The following is an 18341-nucleotide window of genomic DNA, read 5'->3' on the forward strand; positions in this document are numbered from 1 at the left end:
GTCACCGCAGGAAGCGGATGTCGTCGAAGTAGTCGTCGTCCTCGTCCCAGTCCGGGACGCCACGGCCCGGCGGCTTCTGCCGGGCGGCCTCGCGCTCGGCCCGCAGCTCGCCCGCGATCGCGCGCTCCTGCTCCTCGGCCATCGCCATCGCCTGCTCCCGCTGCTCATCGGTGAGCGAGCGGTAGGCATCGGCGGCCTCGTCCAGGGCGGGGCCGACCGCGCGACCGAAGGCCTCCGAGCGCGCCACGTCGCGCAGCTGCCGCTTGCCCGCCAGCACGTCGTCCAGCAGCTGGGCCAGCTCGGGGTCGCGGGCCCGGTCGCGAGCGGCCTGGATGGTGCGGGTGAGCCGACGGTTGCGCACCGCGTCGCTGCCCGCGACGTCGATCTGCACTTCCGCTCCTCCGGCAGGGTTGCTCACGCCTGCACCCCCGGGTGGTCGTAGCCGCCGCCTGGCAGCTGGAGTTGCTCCAGGTCCGGGATGCTGGTGGTGAACGCCGACACCGCAGCGGTGAGCCCGTACACAGCGGTGACCATGTGGCCGATCGCGGCGATCGCGGCGGACCACTGCCCGATCGCCTTGGCGATCGTGGCCACGAGCGCGACCACGGCGGCCACCGTCGTGGTGCCTCCGGTCACCAGTCCACCCGCACCGCCCAGCGCTTCGACGCTGAGCTCGATCAGCAGGTCGACCAGGCTGGTCAGGATGTTCTCCAGTGCGGCGATCGAGAAGAAGATGGTGTTCTTGAGCTGTTCGACGGCGTCGGCCAGTTCGCTGATCCCGTCGCTGTGCTGGGCGAGGGCCTGGGCGACCCTGCCGAAGTACTCGTCGGCCGCCGAAGCGGCGTTGCCCGACCAGCCCAGCCCGCCGACGAAGCCTTCGAGGTTCTCGGCGTAGAGCTCGTAGAACGCCTTCAGGTTGCGGAGACCGGACTCGACCTTCGCGAGCACCTCCCAGTCACCGGTGAACACCTGGGCCAGGTCGGTGATGGGGTCGTAGCCGGTGAACTGCTTGGACGCCTTCCGGACCCAGGCGGTGATGCTGAAGTAGTCGGTGAACCCGAGAACGCTGACCGCCCACTGCGGCATCGGGCTGTCCGCGGTCGGTGCGGTCAGCTCCTGCACCGGACGGCCCTGCGGAGGGCTGTACTCCTGGGCGTAGTCGTCCATCGCTGCGGTGTAGTCGGTGTCGCCCATCGGTCCTAGTCCCTCCCGCTCGTGAAGTCGTATTCGGGCGAGTAGGAGCTGTCCAGCTCCGCTGCGTTCGACTCGTCCACGGCTTCGTATTCCTCGCCCGCGGCCTTGATCTCGTTCGCGGAGTCCCGCATGAGCCGAACGAGCGCGCTGGAGACGTCGTTGAGGCTTTGCGTCGTCGTCGTGAGCTGCTCGACGAAGGTGGCGAAGATGCCGAAGCTCTCGCCCTCGGTGGTCTTGATGTGCTCATTGGTGTACTGGCTGGCCACATCGGCCTCTTCGGACAACTGCTTCAGCACCCCGTGCCCCCAGTTGGTCAGTCGTCCCGGGTTCTCCAGCGAGTAGTCGGCCATTCCGGCAGTGCGCTCCTCACGTGCTCGACCTCGTCGCCCACGGCGACGTCCTTGCGCTCCAGCGAACATCAGCTCCGGGCGCATGTGGCCTGGAACCGGTGTTCGGAACGGTGTCGAACACGCTCCTGAACAGCACGAACAACGAACCGAAGCAAAAACCGGCGCCCACCCCGAGGGGTGAGCGCCGGTTCAGGTGTCCGGAGCCTCAGCGGCGGCGGAACATCAGCGCGCGCTTCACTTCCTGGATCGCCTTGGTGACCTGGATGCCACGCGGGCAGGCGTCCGTGCAGTTGAAGGTCGTGCGGCAGCGCCACACGCCGTCGACGTCGTTGAGGATGTCCAGGCGCTCCTCGGCACCCTCGTCACGGCTGTCGAAGATGAAGCGGTGGGCGTTGACGATCGCCGCCGGGCCGAAGTAGTTCCCGTCCGACCAGTACACCGGGCACGACGTGGTGCACGCCGCGCACAGGATGCACTTGGTGGTGTCGTCGAAGCGGGCGCGCTCGGCCACCGACTGGATCCGCTCGCGGGTCGGCTCGTTGCCGGAGGTGATCAGGTACGGCTTGATCGTCCGGTAGGCCTCGAAGAACGGCTCCATGTCGACGATCAGGTCCTTCTCCACCGGGAGGCCCTTGATCGGCTCGATGGTCAGCGTCGTCTCGCCGCCCTTGGTCAGCAGGTCCTTCATCAGGACCTTGCAGGCCAGCCGGTTGACGCCGTTGATCCGCATCGCGTCGGACCCGCACACGCCGTGCGCGCAGGACCGGCGGAAGGACAGCGAACCGTCGATGTACCACTTGATGTAGTGCAGCAGGTTCAGCACGCGGTCCGAGGGCAGCGCCGGGATCCGGTAGGACTCCCAGTGCAGGTCCTCGTCGGTCTCCGGGTTGTACCGCAGGATCTTGACGGTCACCATCGTGGCGTCGTCGGGGATCGGCGGTGCGTCGTCCGGGATCTGGTTCGTCTCTGGGGTGGTGGTGGCGGCGGTCATCAGTACTTACGCTCCATCGGCTGGTACCGGGTGACGACGACGGGCTTGTAGTCCAGCCGGATGTCGGCCTGGAAACCGGTCAGCCCCAGCGGGGCGTCCGGGTCCTCCTCCTCGGGCAGCACCTTGTACTGCATGCTGTGCCGCATGAAGTTGACGTCGTCGCGGGCGGTGTAGTCCTCGCGGGCGTGTCCGCCGCGGGACTCCTTGCGGGCCAGCGCGGCGTTGACCAGCGCTTCGGCCAGGTCGAGCAGGAAGCCCAGCTCGATGGCCTCCAGCAGGTCGGAGTTGTACCGCTTGCCCTTGTCGTGCACGGAGATCCGGCCGTAGCGCTCCTTGAGCGCCTGCACGTCCGACAGCGCCGTCTTCAGCGTCTCCTCGGTGCGGTACACCGAGGCGTTGGCGTCCATCGTCTGCTGCAGCTCGGTGCGGATCGTGGCGACCCGCTCGCCGCCGTGCGCGGTGCGCAGGTGGTCGACCATGCCCTCGACGAGCTTGGTCGGGTTCTCCGGGATCTCGACGTGCTCGTGGGCGAGCGCGTACTCCGCGGCGGCGATGCCGGAGCGGCGGCCGAACACGTTGATGTCCAGCAGCGAGTTGGTGCCCAGGCGGTTCGAGCCGTGCACCGAGACGCAGGCGCACTCACCGGCGGCGTAGAGGCCGGGGATGACGTTCTCGTTGTCCCGCAGCACCTCGCCCTCCACGTTGGTCGGGATGCCGCCCATCGCGTAGTGCGCGGTCGGGTAGACCGGCACCGGCTCCTCGGTCGGCTCCACGCCCAGGTAGGTGCGGGAGAACTCCATGATGTCCGGCAGCTTCGCCTCGAGCAGCTCTTCACCGAGGTGGGTGACGTCGAGCAGCACGTAGTCCTTGTTCGGGCCGGCGCCGCGGCCCTCCAGGACCTCCAGGGCCATCGACCGGGCGACGATGTCGCGCGGCGCGAGGTCCTTGATGGTGGGGGCGTAGCGCTCCATGAACCGCTCGCCGTCGGCGTTGCGCAGGATGCCGCCCTCGCCGCGGACGCCCTCGGTGATCAGGATGCCGAGGCCGGCCAGACCGGTCGGGTGGAACTGGTAGAACTCCATGTCCTCCAGCGGCAGGCCCTTGCGGTAGATGATGCCCATGCCGTCGCCGGTCAGGGTGTGCGCGTTCGACGTGGTCTTGAAGACCTTGCCGAAACCGCCGGTCGCGAAGATGACCGCCTTGGCCTGGAAGACGTGGATCTCGCCGGTGGCCAGCTCGTAAGCGATGGCGCCGGTGCAGACCTGCTGCCCGTCGGGGCCGTCGCTGAGCATGATGTCCAGGACGTAGAACTCGTTGTAGAACTCCACGCCGTGCTTGACGCAGTTCTGGTACAGCGTCTGCAGGATCATGTGGCCGGTGCGGTCCGCGGCGTAGCAGGCGCGGCGCACCGGCGCCTTGCCGTGGTCGCGGGTGTGGCCGCCGAACCGGCGCTGGTCGATCTTGCCCTCGGGGGTCCGGTTGAACGGCAGCCCCATCTTCTCCAGGTCGAGGACGGCGTCGATGGCCTCCTTCGCCATGATCTCGGCGGCGTCCTGGTCGACCAGGTAGTCACCGCCCTTGATCGTGTCGAAGGTGTGCCACTCCCAGTTGTCCTCTTCGACGTTGGCCAACGCCGCGCACATGCCGCCCTGGGCGGCACCGGTGTGCGAACGGGTGGGGTAGAGCTTGGTCAGCACGGCGGTGCGGGCGCGCTGCCCGGATTCGATCGCGGCGCGCATCCCGGCGCCCCCAGCGCCGACGATGACCACGTCGTACTTGTGGAATTGCATGGTCGCCTCCTCGGGCGGCGGCGAGGTCCGGGGTAGGCGACGACCTCGCCGCGATGTGGTCGTCTGCGGCTAGCCGATGTTCGGGTCGAAGGTGAACAGGACGAAGGTGCCCAGACCCACGGTCAGCAAGACCGAGACGTACAGCAGCATCTTCAGCCAGAAGCGCGTGCCGTCCTTGCGCGAGTAGTCGTTGATGATGGTGCGCAGTCCGTTGCCGCCGTGCAGGCCGGCCAGCCAGAGCATCGTCAGGTCCCACATCTGCCAGAACGGGGACGCCCAGCGGCCTGCGACGAAGGCGAAGTTGATCCGCTGCACGCCGCCGTCCAGGAACAGCATGATCAGCAGGTGGCCCAGCACCAGGAACAGCAGGACCACACCGGACAGCCGCATGAACAACCAGCTGTAGAGCTCGAAGTTGTTGCGGCGGGCGGCCGGACGGGAAGGGGAGCGCGGCTTCTCCACGGAAAGCGGTGCGTCGGTGACGGTCATTGCGCTCAACCCCCGAGGAATTCCGTGACCGCGCGGCTGAGCAAGCTGATCGCCGCCGGGATGATCAACACCAACCAGAGCACCACGACCGTCCACAGCATCGGCTTCTGGTACTTGGTGCCCTTGGACCAGAAGTCGACCAGCATGACGCGGATGCCGTTGAACGCGTGGAACAGCACCGCCGCCAGAAGACCCAGCTCGAAGAGGATCATGATCGGGTGCTTGTAGGTCTCGATGACCGTGTCGTACGCGTTCGGTGAGACCCGCACCAGGGCGGTGTCCAGAACGTGCACGAACAAGAAGAAGAAGGTGAGTACGCCCGTGATCCGGTGGGCGACCCACGACCACATGCCCAGATCGCCGCGGTAGAAACGCCCCTTAGCGCGCGGCGCGGTGGCGCGCTCCGGTGCGTCGGCCGCGGAGGCGGTGGTGCTGGCCATGGTGGAAGGCCTCCAACCTCGCTGGTGGACTGACGGCCCCCGTCCGGGAACAAGAGCGACCGGCCCCGAGTCGCAGTTGGTCCCAATTGGCATTGGGTGCAGCACGCCCGTCACCGGCCACGAACTGGGGCCTTGACGCATCGGATGCTAGACCCGACCAATCGCCCAGGCCTACTCGCCCGTGCCCTCTGTGATCGACCAGACAAGCACGTCGGCCCTGTTGATCGATGTAGAAATCATTTCGTGACACGCGAGCAATGCTCATACAGCAGCGTCAAGGCTTAATTTCGAGAGCCACGTCACCGAATGGCGTGCGCCGCGGACCGGACGAACAATTCACCGAGGACGACACCATCGGGTGGCGTTCGGCCGGCACCACCGTGCTCCGGCACGGCGGTTCGGGGGAGCGGCGGGACCGACAGGAAAGGGGAACGGCATGCGGCGGACGCCGATCTGGAGGCGCTCGGGTGCCGGAGGTTCACGAACGGGCATCGCGGTGGCCGTGCTGCTCACCGGCTCGCTGGTGCTGGCCGGCTGCGCGAAGGACGGAGGCGGCGGGGGCACCGCCAACAACGCCGAGGGCCAGGGCTGCCAGCTCAGCACCCCGCCCGCCGCGGCGGCGCCCCCAGTGCAGCCCACCCAGCCGCAGGCCCCGCCGGACGCCCAGCAGATGCGGGTCGGGCTGGCCTTCGACATCGGCGGGCGCGGCGACGCCTCCTTCAACGACGCCTCGGTGGCCGGGCTGGACCGGGCCAAGGCGGAGATGGGCTTCTCCGACGTCAAGGAGCTCGACGCGGGCGCGGGCGAGCCCGAGGACGCCAAGCAGACCCGTCTGCGGCAGCTGGCGCGCGAGGGCTACAACCCGGTGATCGCCGTCGGCTACGCCTACGCCGACTCGGTGAAGGTCGTCGCGCCGGAGTTCCCCGGCACCAAGTTCGCGATCATCGACGAGCAGGTCGACGGCCTGCCCAACGTCACCTCGCTGGTCTTCGCCGAGGAGCAGGGCTCGTTCCTGGTCGGCGTGATCGCCGCGCACCGGTCGAAGAACTGCCAGGTCGGCTTCGTCGGCGGCGTGGAGACGCCGCTGATCCAGAAGTTCCAGGCCGGGTTCGAGGCGGGCGCCAAGGCCGCCGCGCCGGAGATCGAGATCGACAGCAAGTACCTGACGCCGGCCGGTGACTTCAGCGGCTTCCAGGACCCGAACAAGGGCGCCGAGGTCGCGACCGGGCAGCTGGAGTCCGGTGCGGACGTCGTCTACCACGCGGCGGGCGCGTCCGGCAAGGGCGTGTTCTCCGCGGTGAAGCAGGTCGGCGCGAAGGCGATCGGCGTGGACTCCGACCAGTACAACCAGCCGACCGTGGCCGAGTACAAGGACGTGATCATCTCGTCCATGCTCAAGCGCGTCGACCTGGCGGTCTACGACTACATCTCGGCGGTCGCCCGCGACGACCTGGGCTCGCTGCCGAAGAAGTTCGACCTGGCCATCGACGGCGTCGGCTACTCCACCTCCGGCGGGATGGTCGACGACCTGAAGCCGGTGGTGGACGCCTACAAGGCCGCCATCGCCAACGGTGACATCAAGGTCTCCGACAAGCCGTGACGTCCCGGCGCAGGGCACCCCGTCCGCGGGGTGCCCTGCGCGTTCCGCCCGGGGCGGTTGGCGGTTTCGCGCCAAGACCGTCCCAACCGGACCGAATCCGTCCATTGTTGAGCGTCCGTCCGCTTCGCTGCCGCGAGACGACGTCACCTGGAGCACCATGAACACCGCCACCGAGCCGGGATCCGGCGATCCACCGGCCGTCGAGCTGACCGGCATCACCAAGACCTTCCCCGGCGTGGTCGCCAACTCCGACGTGAACCTGTCGGTGCGCGCGGGCGAGGTGCACGCGCTGTGCGGCGAGAACGGCGCGGGCAAGTCGACGCTGATGAAGATCCTCTACGGCATGCAGGCCCCGGACTCCGGCACGATCCGGGTGCGCGGCGCGGAGGTGCGGCTGCGCACCCCGGCCGAGGCGATCCGGGCCGGGATCGGCATGGTGCACCAGCACTTCATGCTGGCCGACAACCTGACCGTGCTGGAGAACATCGTGCTCGGCGCGGAGGGCGTGCACGGCATCGGCGCCAAGGCCCGCCGCGCGGTGCTGGAGCTGGCCGCGAAGGCGGGCTTCGAGGTGCGCCCGGACGTGCTGGTCGAACGGCTCGGCGTGGCCGACCGGCAGCGCGTGGAGATCCTCAAGGTGCTCTACCGCGGCGCCCGGATCATCATCCTCGACGAGCCCACCGCGGTGCTCGTGCCGCAGGAGGTCGACGAGCTGTTCACCACGCTGCGCACCATGCGCGAGCAGGGCTTCACGTTCCTGTTCATCTCGCACAAGCTCGACGAGGTGCGCGCGATCGCCGACACGATCACGGTGCTGCGGCGCGGCACCACCGTCGGCACCGTGCCCACCGACGAGGTCACCAACCAGAAGCTGGCCGAGATGATGGTCGGCAGCGAGCTCCCGGTCCCCGAGCGCGGCGAGTCCACGGTGACCGACCGCCAGGTGCTCGTCCTGTCCGGACTGTCCGCATCGGAGCAGGACCGCGTGGTGCTCTCCGACGTCGACCTGGTGGTGCGCGCCGGTGAGGTCGTCGGCATCGCCGGGGTGGAGGGCAACGGCCAGACCGAGCTGGTCGAGGCGATCATGGGCATGCGCCCGCTCGACGCGGGCCGGATCGGCCTCGGCGAGCGCGACCTGACCGGGCTGCCCACGCTGGCCCGCCGGGAGGCCGGCATCGGTTACGTGCCCGAGGACCGGCACCGGCAGGGCCTGCTGCTCGACGAACCGCTCTGGTACAACCGCATCCTCGGTCACCAGACCCGCCGCCCGGTCGCCCGCGGCAGGTGGCTGGACCGGCAGGGCGCGAAGGCCGACGCGACGCGCATCGTCGAGCAGTTCGACGTGCGCACGCCCGGCATCGACACCGACGCGTCCGCGCTCTCCGGCGGGAACCAGCAGAAGTTCGTGGTGGGCCGCGAGCTCTCCGGCGATCCGGTGCTGCTGATCGCGGCGCACCCGACGCGCGGTGTGGACGTCGGAGCGCAGGCGGGCATCTGGGACCACCTGCGCGCCGCCCGCGCCGAGGGCCTGGCGGTGCTGCTGATCTCCGCCGACCTGGACGAGCTGATCGGCCTGTCCGACACCATCCGGGTGATGCTCCGAGGCCGGCTGGTCGCCGAGGCGGACCCGCGCTCGGTGACCGCGGAGGAACTCGGCGCGGCCATGACCGGCGCCCAGGACGGTGAGGTCGCATGAGCAGCCCTGTGTCAACCCGAGGCCTGCGCAACCGCACCTCAGGGGAACGTGACGCAACCCGGCCACAAGAAACCGCAGAACGTGAGATCGCTCCCGGACGGGACCACCTCTGTGAATCGCGGAGAGGCGGGGCAGTCGCCCAGGACGGTGAGGTCGCATGAACAACTGGCGAGTACGCCTGCTGCCTGCGGCTTTGGCGATCGTCTTCTCGGTCGTGCTGTGCAGCGCGGTGCTGCTGATCTCCGGGGCGAACCCGATCGCCACGCTGCTGGAGATGATCGCCCAGGTCGGGCGCGGCATGACCGCGGTGAACATCGTCAACACCGCGGGTGCCTACTACCTGGTCGCCATCGCCGCCGCGATCGGGTTCCAGATGAACCTGCTCAACATCGGCATCGAGGGCCAGTACCGGCTGGGCGCCTGCGTGGCGGCGATCGTCGGCGGCGCGGTCAGCCTGCCGTTCGGGCTGCACGCGGCCCTGATCGTGGTGATCGGTGCGGTCACCGGCGCGCTGTGGTGCGGGATCGCCGCGGTGCTGAAGGTCTACCGCGGGGTGTCCGAGGTGATCTCCACGATCATGCTCAACACCCTGTCCATCGGGCTGATCGCCTTCCTGGTGGCCACCTTCGGCGAGATGCGCGGCAACACGCAGGGCACCGTGCCCATCGCGCCGAGCGGCCAGGTGCCGGGGATCCCGCTGGGCGGGGCCGGGACGATGTTCGGGCTGGTGCTGCTGTCGGTGGCCGTCGGCGTCGGGTACGCGGTGCTCGTCGACCGCACCCGCTACGGCTTCCAGCTGCGCGCCTCGGGGCTCTCGCCGACCGCCGCGCTGGCCGGTGGCGTCGACTCCAAGAAGATGATCATGTCGGCGATGCTGATCTCCGGCGCCATCGCCGGGGTGGCCGGGCTGCCGGAGATCCTGAGCCGCGACCACACCTTCACCATCAACTTCCCGACCGGCTACGGCTTCGCGGGGCTGGCCATCGCGCTGCTCGGCCGCAACCACCCGATCGGCATCGCCTTCGGCGCGCTGCTGTGGTCCTTCCTGGACAAGAGCTCGCTGACGCTGGACAACATCGGGGTGCCGAAGGAGATCGTGACCATCCTGCAGGGCACCATCGTGCTCTCCGTGGTGGTCGCCTACGAACTGGTGCGCCGTCGCGAGCTGGCCGCCGAGCAGCGGCGCGTCGGGCGGGCGCTGGGCACTGAAGCACCGGCCGCCGCCGCAACCGGAGGTGACCGCTCGTGACGACCACGGTGACCAGCGAACCGACGAAGGTTCCGCAGCAGTCCGCCGGGCGGCGGATGCCGGGCTGGGCGCGCGTCCTGCTGTGGGTGGTGGTCGCGTTCGTGGCGGTGTCGATCGCCTCCTACCAGACCGGCGTGCCGCAGCTGACCTCCTCGGGAACCATCCAGTCCGCGGTGCGGCTGGGCATCCCGATCCTGCTGGCCGCGCTGGGCGGGCTGTGGGCCGAACGCGCCGGGATCATCAACATCGGCCTGGAAGGCATGATGATCCTCGGCACCTGGGGCGGCGCCTGGGCCGGCTACCAGTGGGGACCCGTCGCCGGGCTGGTCGCGGCGGCCGTGTTCGGCGCGCTGGGCGGCCTGGTGCACGCGATCGCCACGGTGACCTTCGGGGTCAACCACATCGTGTCCGGCGTGGCGATCAACCTGCTGGGCGCGGGCATCGCGAAGTACCTCTCGACGCTGGTGTTCGAACCGATCTCGCGCAACCCGCGGGAATCGCCGGCGGTGCCGAAGTTCGACACCTACTCGGCGGAACCGCTGGGCAGCTGGCTGCAACAGCTGGAGGACATGCAGCGGGTGGGCATCTCCGACGTGGCGGGCATCCTCGGCGGCCTGGTCACCGCGGTATCGCCGCTGACCATGCTGGCCTACCTGCTGGTGCCGGTCAGCTACCTGGTGCTGTGGCGCTCGCCGTTCGGGCTGCGGCTGCGGTCCTGCGGGGAGAACCCGGTCGCGGCGGAGTCGCTCGGGGTCAACGTCTACCGGTACAAGTACCTCGCGGTGATCGTCTCCGGGGCGCTGGCCGGGATCGGTGGCGCGGCGCTGATCCTCAACCCGGGCCAGGCGGGCTACCTGGAGGGGCAGACCAACAACCGCGGCTACATCGGCCTGGCCGCGATGATCTTCGGCAACTGGCGGCCCGGCGGCCTGCTCGGCGGCGCGGCGCTGTTCGGCTACTCCGACGGCCTCCAGCTGCGCAGCGGCGGGACCAGCGTGCACGCGCTGTTCTACGGTGCGACGCTGCTGCTCGTGGTGGTCGCGGCGGTGCAGGTGTGGCGACGCAGCTGGTTCGCCGCCGGTCTCTCGCTGGTCGCGGCGGCGGCGATGTACGCGGTGTACTGGTACACCGACGAGCTGCCCACGGAGCTCACGGCCTACACGCCGCACCTGGTGACGCTGGTGGTCTTGGGCGTGGCATCGCAACGACTGCGACCACCCGCGGCCAACGGCCTGCAATACCGCAGGGGAGTCGATTAGTGACCGCAGTGGACTGGGAAGCGCTGCGCGCGGCGGCGGTGGAGGCCGCCGCTCTGGCGTACTGCCCGTACTCCGGCCTGCAGGTCGGCGCGGCGGCGTTGTGCGACGACGGCCGCATCGTGACCGGCTGCAACGTGGAGAACGCCTCCTACGGCATCACCCTGTGCGCCGAGTGCACGATGGCAGGCCAGCTTCGCCTGACCGGCGGAGGCCGCTTCGTCGCGGTGGCCTGCCGGAGCGGCGCGGGAGACCTCTTGATGCCCTGCGGTCGCTGCCGCCAGATCCTCCAAGAACTCGGCGGCCCGGACTGCCTCGTCGACACACCCCGGGGTGTCCTCCCCATGACTGAAGTCCTCCCCGACGCCTTCGAGCTGTAGGCGAACTTTGCAGACGCCGTGTATGGTTGGCCCCGAGAGTTCGGCACCGTGGGTGTCGAGCGAGTCGTAGCGGCAGGTGCACCCGGGGCAGACCGGGACCCTGCCGTTGCGCATTTCTGGAGTCAGCACTCGATCGCTAATTCGATCTCGTACAGTCGCTTGGCTAGCAGATCACGGTAGTCGTTGAGTCCTTCACGACTTGATCGCACTGCACCGGCGATGATGTCAGCGGCCCAGAACAGCGCGTCACTCTTCCCGGGAACATGTTCGACGTGAAAGACGGCACCAGCAGGGAGTTGGTGTCGAGCAGCGCGCACGGTCGTCACATCACGTTCGTTCAGGCTCGGTGTACGACTCTCCATCAGCAGGTGGCTGACCTCGTAGCTGTAGAGCTCGTGGACGAGTCCGGTAAGGCAAAGGGCGCGGGCGCGCTCTTGGCGGCGTGCGGGCACCGGAGACCCGACTGTGACGATGTGAAAACCATCCAGATCGGCCACGGTCTTGGCTGCGTTGTGCTTCTCCTGGGCGGTCATTTCATGCCAGTGCAATTTCTTCGTCTTACGACTACCACGAAGCTCGTGCATCGCTGCTCTGACCTCGTGATGTGTCGCGTTCTCGAAGATCACGGTCGCGATGATGTAGTAGCCACCGAGTGCAGCTTCGCGAAACGACTCGTCGGCAAATGCTTGTCTGCCTGCCTCGGTGGAGAACATCTCGCGCAGCCTAGCGGTTGGGGCCGACTGCGGGAGTTCAGCGGGCACTCTGCTCTGCGTGCGGTGAACGCCTGAAAGTGATGTTTCAACTGGGGTTTCGGGCCGCTTCGCGTGGCAGCAGCGACTTCGATCGCTTCGGCCGGGCCGGAACTTTTGCAGACTTCACCCGTTTGCGGTGTATCTGTTCGGAGGGTTCGGTTCTCTATATATACGAGAGGATTCCGACGGGCTGAGGAGGCTGGCATGCATTCTGCGGTCGACGTGATCCGGGTGAAGCGGGACGGCGGTCGGCTCAGCGATGAGCAGATCGACTGGGTCGTCGACGCCTACACGCGCGGGCAGGTGGCGGACGAGCAGATGGCTGCGTTGGCGATGGCCGTGCTGCTGCGCGGCATGACACCGGAGGAGACCGCGCGGTGGACCGCGGCGATGGTCGCCTCCGGCGAGGTGTTAGCGCTCGGTTCGGTTCGACGGCCCACTGTGGACAAGCACTCCACCGGTGGTGTCGGGGACAAGATCACCTTGCCGCTGACGCCGTTGGTGGCCGCGTGCGGTGCCGCCGTGCCGCAGCTGTCCGGGCGCGGATTGGGGCACACCGGCGGGACTTTGGACAAGCTGGAGTCCATTCCCGGCTGGCGGGCGCAGCTCTCGGTGGCGGAGGTGCGCGCGCAGCTCGACGAGGTCGGGGCGGTGGTGTGCGCGGCGACGGAAGGACTGGCGCCTGCCGACCGGAAGCTCTACGCCCTGCGCGACGTGACGGGCACCGTCGAGTCGATCCCGCTGATCGCCAGCTCGATCATGAGCAAGAAGATCGCCGAAGGCGTGCAATCGCTGGTGCTGGACGTCAAGTGCGGCTCCGGCGCGTTCATGAAGGATCTCGACCAGGCGCGGGAACTGGCCACCGCGCTGGTGGAGATCGGCAGCGCCAGCGGTCTGCGCACCAGCGCGCTCATCACCGACATGTCCGTGCCGCTGGGCCGGGCCGTCGGCAACGCGCTGGAGGTCGCCGAAGCGGTCGACGTGCTGCGCGGCGGTGGCCCGCCGGACGTCGTGGAGCTGACGCTGGCTCTGGCCCGCGAGATGCTCGACCACGCTGGTCTGTCCGATGTGGACCCGGCAGATGCGCTGGCGGACGGCCGGGCGTACGACTCGTGGCGCCGGATGATCGAGGCGCAGGGCGGTGATCCGGCGGCGGAACTGCCGCGGGCGCGGCACATCGACGTGCTCACCGCGCCGCAGAGCGGAGTGCTGACCGGGCTCGACGCGTTCGCCGTCGGCATCGCGGCCTGGCGACTGGGCGCTGGCAGAGCCCGCAAGGAGGACGACGTCGACCACGCCGCAGGCGTCCTGTGCCTGGCCAAGCCGGGCGACACCGTGACCGCGGGGCAGCCGCTGCTGGAGCTGCACACCGACCGGCCGGAAACCGTTGCGGGAGCTCGTGAAGCGCTGCGGGGCGCATACGAGATCAGCGGCGCCGACCGGAGGTCGACGCCGCTGATCCTGGACCGGGTGGTCGCGAGCTGACGAGGGGCGGCCCGGAGGACTGTTCGTGGTCGCCGCGACGGAGCCACGTTCATCAGTCAAACCGCGGCCGCGAAGCCTGACCGGCACCGCGCTGCGCGGGTCGCATGCGCCGCAGGCGCATAACCCACCTACGGCGCTTGCACCGCCGCGGGTTCTCAGCGTTCGCCTGGCGAGGACAGCCCGTTCGTCGTGTATTTGGACATACATGAGAACGGGATCCCGGAGCCAGGCGGGCGCTGAGGTTCCGCTACCCGCATCGCTAAGCAGGGCGAGCCTGGAAACCGCTGGTCAGGCGCTTTCGGCGGTGAAGTCGTCTTCGCCGTCGGTGATCGCCTTGTCGGTGGTGTCGCGCTTGGCGCTCTTCGAGCGGCCGCGGCGCTGCTGGCGGGGCAGCGTGGTGGGCGGCGGCGGGGCCGAGGGCGCGCTGCCGCCGAGGATCAGCTCGGCGAAGGTCGCCATGGCCTCGTCGAGCTGCCCGGCGTGGCGCCGCTCGCTCTCCTCGTTGGCCTCGCGCACCAGGGCGTTCAGCGCGTCGCTGTCCGGGCGCGACGAGAGCGTGCCCGACAGCTGCGTGAGGTTCTTCGACAGCGTGCCGCCGAGGTCGCCGAGACCGGTCTTGACGCCCTCTTCGACGGTGTCGAGGCGGTTGGTGAAGCCCTGTTCGACGGTGTCGATCCGGGTGTTGACGTTGTCCTCGACCTGGTCCAGGCGGGAGGAGACCTCGCCCAGCCGGTTGGTGAGGTGCTCCAGGCGGTCGGCCAGCTTGTCCAGCTTGTCGGTCGGGTCCACCGCGGGGCGGGCCGCGAGCTGGTCGAGCTTGGCGTCCAGCTGGTCGCGGGTGCCGGAGACGGCGTCGGCGAGCACGTTCTGCGCGCTGCCGGTGGACTCGGCGACCGCGCGCTGCAGGGCCTCGCGGGTGCCGTCGAGGTGCTCGTGCACGCCCTCGTCGATCTCGGCGAAGCGGCCGCGCAGGCTGGTCTCCAGGGAGTCGATGCGCTCGCGCACCGGGCCGTGCACGGTCGCGGGCAGCGACTCCAGCCGGCCGTCCTGCTTGTCCAGGTGCAGCCCCAGCTCGTCCAGGCGCTTGTGGATGTGGCCGAGCTTGTCCTCCAGGCCGTCCATCCGGCCGACCACGCCGTCCATCCGCCCGGAGACCCCGTCGAGTCGGCCGTCGAGCTGGGCGAACGGTTTGGCCAGCTTGTCCACCAGGCCGTCGACCGAGCCCTTCAGCTCGAGCAGCGCGCCGTCGTGCGCTTCGAGCTTGGCCAGGGCTTCGTCGAGTCGTTCGGCCAGCACGCTGACTTCGGTGCGGTCCGGCAGCTCGGACAGGCGCTTGCGCACGGAGCCCAGGGACTCCAGCGGCGAGAGCCGGGCGTGGATCTCGTCCAGGGCGTCGAAGATCTGCTGTTGTTCGCTCTCGCGGATCTCAGCCGCACGCGTGAGCATGTTCCGCATGCGGTCGAACGACATGTTCTCGGTCACGGCTAGGGGCGTCCTTCGTCGAGGGGAGGTGAGGACTCACCGAGCCTAGCCATTCACTTCTCGTGTTCCCAGGCACCCCCCGATACATTGCGTCACCACTTCCCGGGAGTTGACTCCATTCGGAGCAGCATTATTCGGCCAAGAAGTCCAGTCGACTCGCCGCCGATTGCGTTAAGCGTTGTAATTGGGTCCATCCGGGTGAGTTTTGCGTGACGGTCGTCCGGCTTGCCGAACTCCGGAAACCCGGAGTTCTCGAAGTTGTGACCAGGTTTTCGCTGGTAGCTGACAGTGAACCCGATACTCGCCCCCTGTAACGTGGATGCATGTCGACTCCGGTGAACCTGAACACCATCCGGCAGGCGCCCAAGGTGCTGCTGCACGACCACCTCGACGGTGGGCTGCGGCCGCAGACCGTGATCGATCTGGCGCAGGCTGCCGGGTACTCCGAACTCCCCCACGAAGACCCCGTTGAGCTGGGCAACTGGTTCGAAGCGGCGGCGGATTCCGGATCGCTGGAGCGGTACCTGGAGACCTTCGCGCACACCGTGGCGGTGATGCAGACGGAGGAGGCCCTGGCCCGCGTCGCGGCCGAGTGCGCCGAGGACCTGGCCGAGGACGGCGTGGTGTACGCCGAGGTCCGCTACGCCCCGGAGCTGTTCCAGGAGGGCGGGCTCACCCTGGACCAGATCGTGCAGGCGGTCCAGGACGGATTCCGGGCGGGCGAGCAGCGCGCCGCGGCCGCCGGGAAACGTATCCGAATCGGTACCTTGCTGTGCGCGATGCGGCAGAACGCGCGCTCGCTGGAAATCGCCGAGCTCGCCGTCCGGTACCGGGACGCGGAAGTCGTCGGCTTCGACATCGCTGGTCCGGAAGCCGGATTCCCGCCCACCCGAAACCTGGACGCGTTCGAATACCTGCGCCAGCAGAACGCGCATTTCACCATTCACGCCGGTGAGGCCTTCGGGCTCCCGTCGATCTGGGAGGCCATCCAGCACTGCGGTGCGGAACGGCTCGGGCACGGCGTCCGCATCGTCGACGACATCAAGGTCGACGAGGACGGGTCGGTGCACCTGGGCCGGCTGGCGTCCTACGTGCGGGACCGGCGGATCCCGCTGGAGATGTGCCCGTCGTCGAACCTGCAGACGGGGGCGGCCGCGTCGATGGCCGAGCACCCCATCGGACTGCTGGCGAAGCTGCGCTTCCGGGTCACGGTGAACACCGACAACCGGTTGATGAGCCACTGCTCGATGTCCGGCGAGTTCGCCGCGCTGCACGAGGCCTTCGGCTACGGCTGGGAGGAGATGCAGTGGTTCACGGTGAACGCGATGAAGTCGTCGTTCATCGGCTTCGACGAGCGGTTGGCGCTGATCAACGACGTGATCAAGCCCGGCTACGCGGCGCTGCTGGGCTGATCGGGCGTCGCGCATCGTCCGAAAGGGGCTGCGCGGGCGTCGTCGTCGGTGGATACTGCCAGGCCTGAACGCGATTCGTGTATGGCGCGAGAACTGCGGCGCCGCGCAGAGCCCGGGAGGGAACCGTGGCACGGGGTGGCGAACCAACGCTGATCACGTCGGTGCAGCGCGCTCTTCGGTTGCTGGAAGCGGTCAGCGAGCAGGCGTCGGGCACCACCGCGAAGCACCTGTCCAGGCGGACCGGCATCGCGCTGCCCACCACCTACCACCTGCTGCGCACCCTGGTGCACGAGGGATATCTCGAAAAGCTCGACGACGGGGCGTTCATCATCGGCGAGCAGGTGGCCGGACTGCACTCGGCTGCGCAGGACCAGGGCCTGCGCAGCCGGATCCGCTCGGTGATGACCCAGCTGCGCGACGACCTGAACGCGGCGGTCTACCTGGCCCACTACAGCGACGGCGAGGTGGTGGTGACCGACATCGTCGACAGCCCGCGCATTCCGCGGGTGGACACGTGGGCCGACTTCAAGCAGGCCGCGCACGCCACCGCGATCGGGAAGTGCCTGCTGTCCGGGCTGAGCCGGGCCGAACGCGCGGACCACTTCGACCGCTACCCGCCCGCGGACCTCACCCCGCGCACGATCACCCGGATCCACGACCTGATCGACAGCCCGGAGCACCCGGTGGTCGCCGACACCGAGGAGTACTCGCTGGGCACTGCGTGCTTGGCGGCGCCGGTCCTGGGCGCCGGTTCGCCGATGACGCTGGCGATTTCGTTCCCGGCGCGCAAGCTCGCCGCGGCTTCCTACGAAGCGCCGCTGCGCGTGGCGGCCGGCGAGGTCTCCAGGAAGATCGCGGTGACCGGCGAGTTTCCCACTGCTGGGTGATCTTCGCGCGGTGGTGCTCAACCCACCTGCGCGCAATCACTATCTGAAATATTCCACCTTGTTCGAGGCCGGGCACTTCGCGAGCATCTTTCGCAGCGGGGGCGTATTCGGTGAGGGGCGTCAACCCCTCGGCGACGTCCCTCACCGGTGCAAAGGCTGAGGGGAACCATGTACGCGGGCGACGACGGGGCACTGCTCGAAGCGGTCCGGATCGGCTCGTCCGAGGCATTCGCCGAACTGTACGCCCGGCACCGCGCGGCTGCGCGGACGATGGCCAAGCAGGTCGCGCCGACTCCGGCCGATGTGGACGACCTGGTCGCCGAGGCCTTCGCGAACATCCTGGACGTCCTGCGGCGCGGGGCGGGACCGGACACGGCCTTCCGCGCCTACCTGCTCACCACCATCCGGAACCTGGCGGCCGCGGCCAGCAGCCGCGAGCGCCGCGTGCACCTGGCCCCCGAGCTCGACGGCCTGCACCCGGAGGAAACCCTGCCGTTCGTCGACCCGGCGGTGGCGGAGCTGGAGCGGAACCTGATCAAGCAGGCCTTCTCCCGGCTGCCGCGGCGCTGGCGCCACGTGCTCTGGTACGTGGAGGTGGAGAAGCAGACCCCGGCCGAGGTGGGCAAGCGCTTCGGGATCAGCCGCAACAGCGCGGCGGCGCTGACCTACCGGGCTCGAAAGGGCTTGCGCGAGGCCTACACCCAGGTGTGCCGCGGCGAACCGGCCCAGCGCCGCCTCGCGGCCCCGGGCCAGCTCCTCGCCGCAGCCTGATTCCTGCGGTTCCCAGACCTGTCTTGCGCGGCAACACCGGTCTGGTCATGCATCAGGCCGGGCACCCGGAGTCCAGGCGGGCGCTGTAACTCCCGCAGGGGGCCGCCACCCGCACCG

18 protein-coding genes are annotated in these 18341 nt (G+C 68.9%); 9 read left to right on the forward strand and 9 right to left on the reverse strand.

Translation table 11 applies throughout. From position 1 onward, the window contains the following. Position 1: 1 nt before the first annotated feature. The 7 genes from OU416_RS26960 to sdhC all read right to left on the reverse strand — a co-directional run bounded on the left by OU416_RS26960 (position 2) and on the right by sdhC (position 5254). Positions 2-391, reverse strand: a complete 390-nt coding sequence (locus OU416_RS26960) for a hypothetical protein (RefSeq protein WP_270929821.1) — start codon at positions 389-391, stop codon at positions 2-4. Positions 392-414: 23 nt separating this feature from the next. After that, the gene (locus OU416_RS26965) at positions 415-1194 is read right to left on the reverse strand and encodes a hypothetical protein (protein WP_270929822.1); all 780 of its coding nucleotides are present in this window, start codon (positions 1192-1194) and stop codon (positions 415-417) included. A gap of 5 nt (positions 1195-1199) precedes the next feature. Then, positions 1200-1544 (reverse strand): hypothetical protein, encoded by a 345-nt coding sequence (locus OU416_RS26970; protein ID WP_270929823.1) that lies wholly within the window; start codon positions 1542-1544, stop codon positions 1200-1202. Positions 1545-1749: 205 nt separating this feature from the next. Further along, positions 1750-2535 (reverse strand): succinate dehydrogenase iron-sulfur subunit, encoded by a 786-nt coding sequence (locus OU416_RS26975; protein ID WP_270929824.1) that lies wholly within the window; start codon positions 2533-2535, stop codon positions 1750-1752. After that, complete coding sequence (gene sdhA, locus OU416_RS26980; RefSeq protein WP_270929825.1) at positions 2535-4325, reverse strand: succinate dehydrogenase flavoprotein subunit; 1791 nt, start codon at positions 4323-4325, stop codon at positions 2535-2537. The genes OU416_RS26975 and sdhA overlap by 1 nt, the downstream gene beginning before the upstream one ends. A 69-nt stretch (positions 4326-4394) precedes the next feature. Further along, the gene (locus OU416_RS26985) at positions 4395-4814 is read right to left on the reverse strand and encodes a succinate dehydrogenase hydrophobic membrane anchor subunit (protein WP_093157274.1); all 420 of its coding nucleotides are present in this window, start codon (positions 4812-4814) and stop codon (positions 4395-4397) included. A 5-nt stretch (positions 4815-4819) separates the two neighbouring features. After that, positions 4820-5254 carry a succinate dehydrogenase, cytochrome b556 subunit gene (gene sdhC, locus OU416_RS26990; RefSeq protein WP_270929826.1) on the reverse strand — a complete coding sequence of 145 codons (435 nt, stop codon included), beginning with the start codon at positions 5252-5254 and terminating at the stop codon, positions 4820-4822. 436 nt (positions 5255-5690) lie between these two features. Here sdhC and OU416_RS26995 point away from each other — a divergent pair, with 436 nt between their 5' ends. The 5 genes from OU416_RS26995 (at position 5691) to OU416_RS27015 (ending at position 11435) form a co-directional block, all read left to right on the forward strand. Further along, on the forward strand, positions 5691-6854 hold the full coding sequence (locus OU416_RS26995; protein ID WP_270929827.1) for a BMP family lipoprotein: 1164 nt from the start codon (positions 5691-5693) through the stop codon (positions 6852-6854). Between the two features lie 157 nt (positions 6855-7011). Further along, on the forward strand, positions 7012-8550 hold the full coding sequence (locus OU416_RS27000; RefSeq protein ID WP_270929828.1) for an ABC transporter ATP-binding protein: 1539 nt from the start codon (positions 7012-7014) through the stop codon (positions 8548-8550). A 157-nt stretch (positions 8551-8707) separates the two neighbouring features. Further along, a complete protein-coding gene (locus tag OU416_RS27005; protein ID WP_270929829.1) occupies positions 8708-9799 on the forward strand; it encodes an ABC transporter permease in 1092 nt (363 codons plus the stop codon). Further along, the gene (locus OU416_RS27010) at positions 9796-11058 is read left to right on the forward strand and encodes an ABC transporter permease (RefSeq protein ID WP_372907263.1); all 1263 of its coding nucleotides are present in this window, start codon (positions 9796-9798) and stop codon (positions 11056-11058) included. The genes OU416_RS27005 and OU416_RS27010 overlap by 4 nt, the downstream gene beginning before the upstream one ends. Further along, positions 11058-11435 (forward strand): cytidine deaminase, encoded by a 378-nt coding sequence (locus OU416_RS27015; protein WP_270929830.1) that lies wholly within the window; start codon positions 11058-11060, stop codon positions 11433-11435. Before OU416_RS27010 ends, OU416_RS27015 begins: the two co-directional genes overlap by 1 nt. A gap of 122 nt (positions 11436-11557) precedes the next feature. Here OU416_RS27015 and OU416_RS27020 read toward each other — a convergent pair whose 3' ends face one another. Next, the gene (locus tag OU416_RS27020) at positions 11558-12148 is read right to left on the reverse strand and encodes a hypothetical protein (protein WP_270929831.1); all 591 of its coding nucleotides are present in this window, start codon (positions 12146-12148) and stop codon (positions 11558-11560) included. 243 nt (positions 12149-12391) lie between these two features. On the opposite strand from OU416_RS27020, the gene OU416_RS27025 reads away from it, so the two are divergent. Beyond that, positions 12392-13672 carry a thymidine phosphorylase gene (locus tag OU416_RS27025; RefSeq protein ID WP_270929832.1) on the forward strand — a complete coding sequence of 427 codons (1281 nt, stop codon included), beginning with the start codon at positions 12392-12394 and terminating at the stop codon, positions 13670-13672. Positions 13673-13960: 288 nt separating this feature from the next. Here the strand turns inward: OU416_RS27025 and OU416_RS27030 are convergent, their stop codons facing one another. Further along, positions 13961-15154 (reverse strand): hypothetical protein, encoded by a 1194-nt coding sequence (locus OU416_RS27030; protein WP_270929833.1) that lies wholly within the window; start codon positions 15152-15154, stop codon positions 13961-13963. Between the two features lie 323 nt (positions 15155-15477). On the opposite strand from OU416_RS27030, the gene OU416_RS27035 reads away from it, so the two are divergent. From OU416_RS27035 to OU416_RS27045, 3 genes are all read left to right on the forward strand, one after another. Next, positions 15478-16566: an adenosine deaminase gene (locus tag OU416_RS27035; RefSeq protein WP_270929834.1), complete on the forward strand. Its 1089-nt coding sequence runs from the start codon at positions 15478-15480 to the stop codon at positions 16564-16566. A gap of 161 nt (positions 16567-16727) precedes the next feature. Beyond that, positions 16728-17453 carry an IclR family transcriptional regulator gene (locus OU416_RS27040; protein ID WP_270929835.1) on the forward strand — a complete coding sequence of 242 codons (726 nt, stop codon included), beginning with the start codon at positions 16728-16730 and terminating at the stop codon, positions 17451-17453. 168 nt (positions 17454-17621) lie between these two features. After that, the gene (locus OU416_RS27045) at positions 17622-18224 is read left to right on the forward strand and encodes an RNA polymerase sigma factor (protein WP_270929836.1); all 603 of its coding nucleotides are present in this window, start codon (positions 17622-17624) and stop codon (positions 18222-18224) included. Positions 18225-18341 lie beyond the last annotated feature (117 nt).

It is taken from the genome of Saccharopolyspora indica (genome assembly GCF_027853965.1).
Lineage (GTDB): Bacteria > Actinomycetota > Actinomycetes > Mycobacteriales > Pseudonocardiaceae > Saccharopolyspora > Saccharopolyspora indica.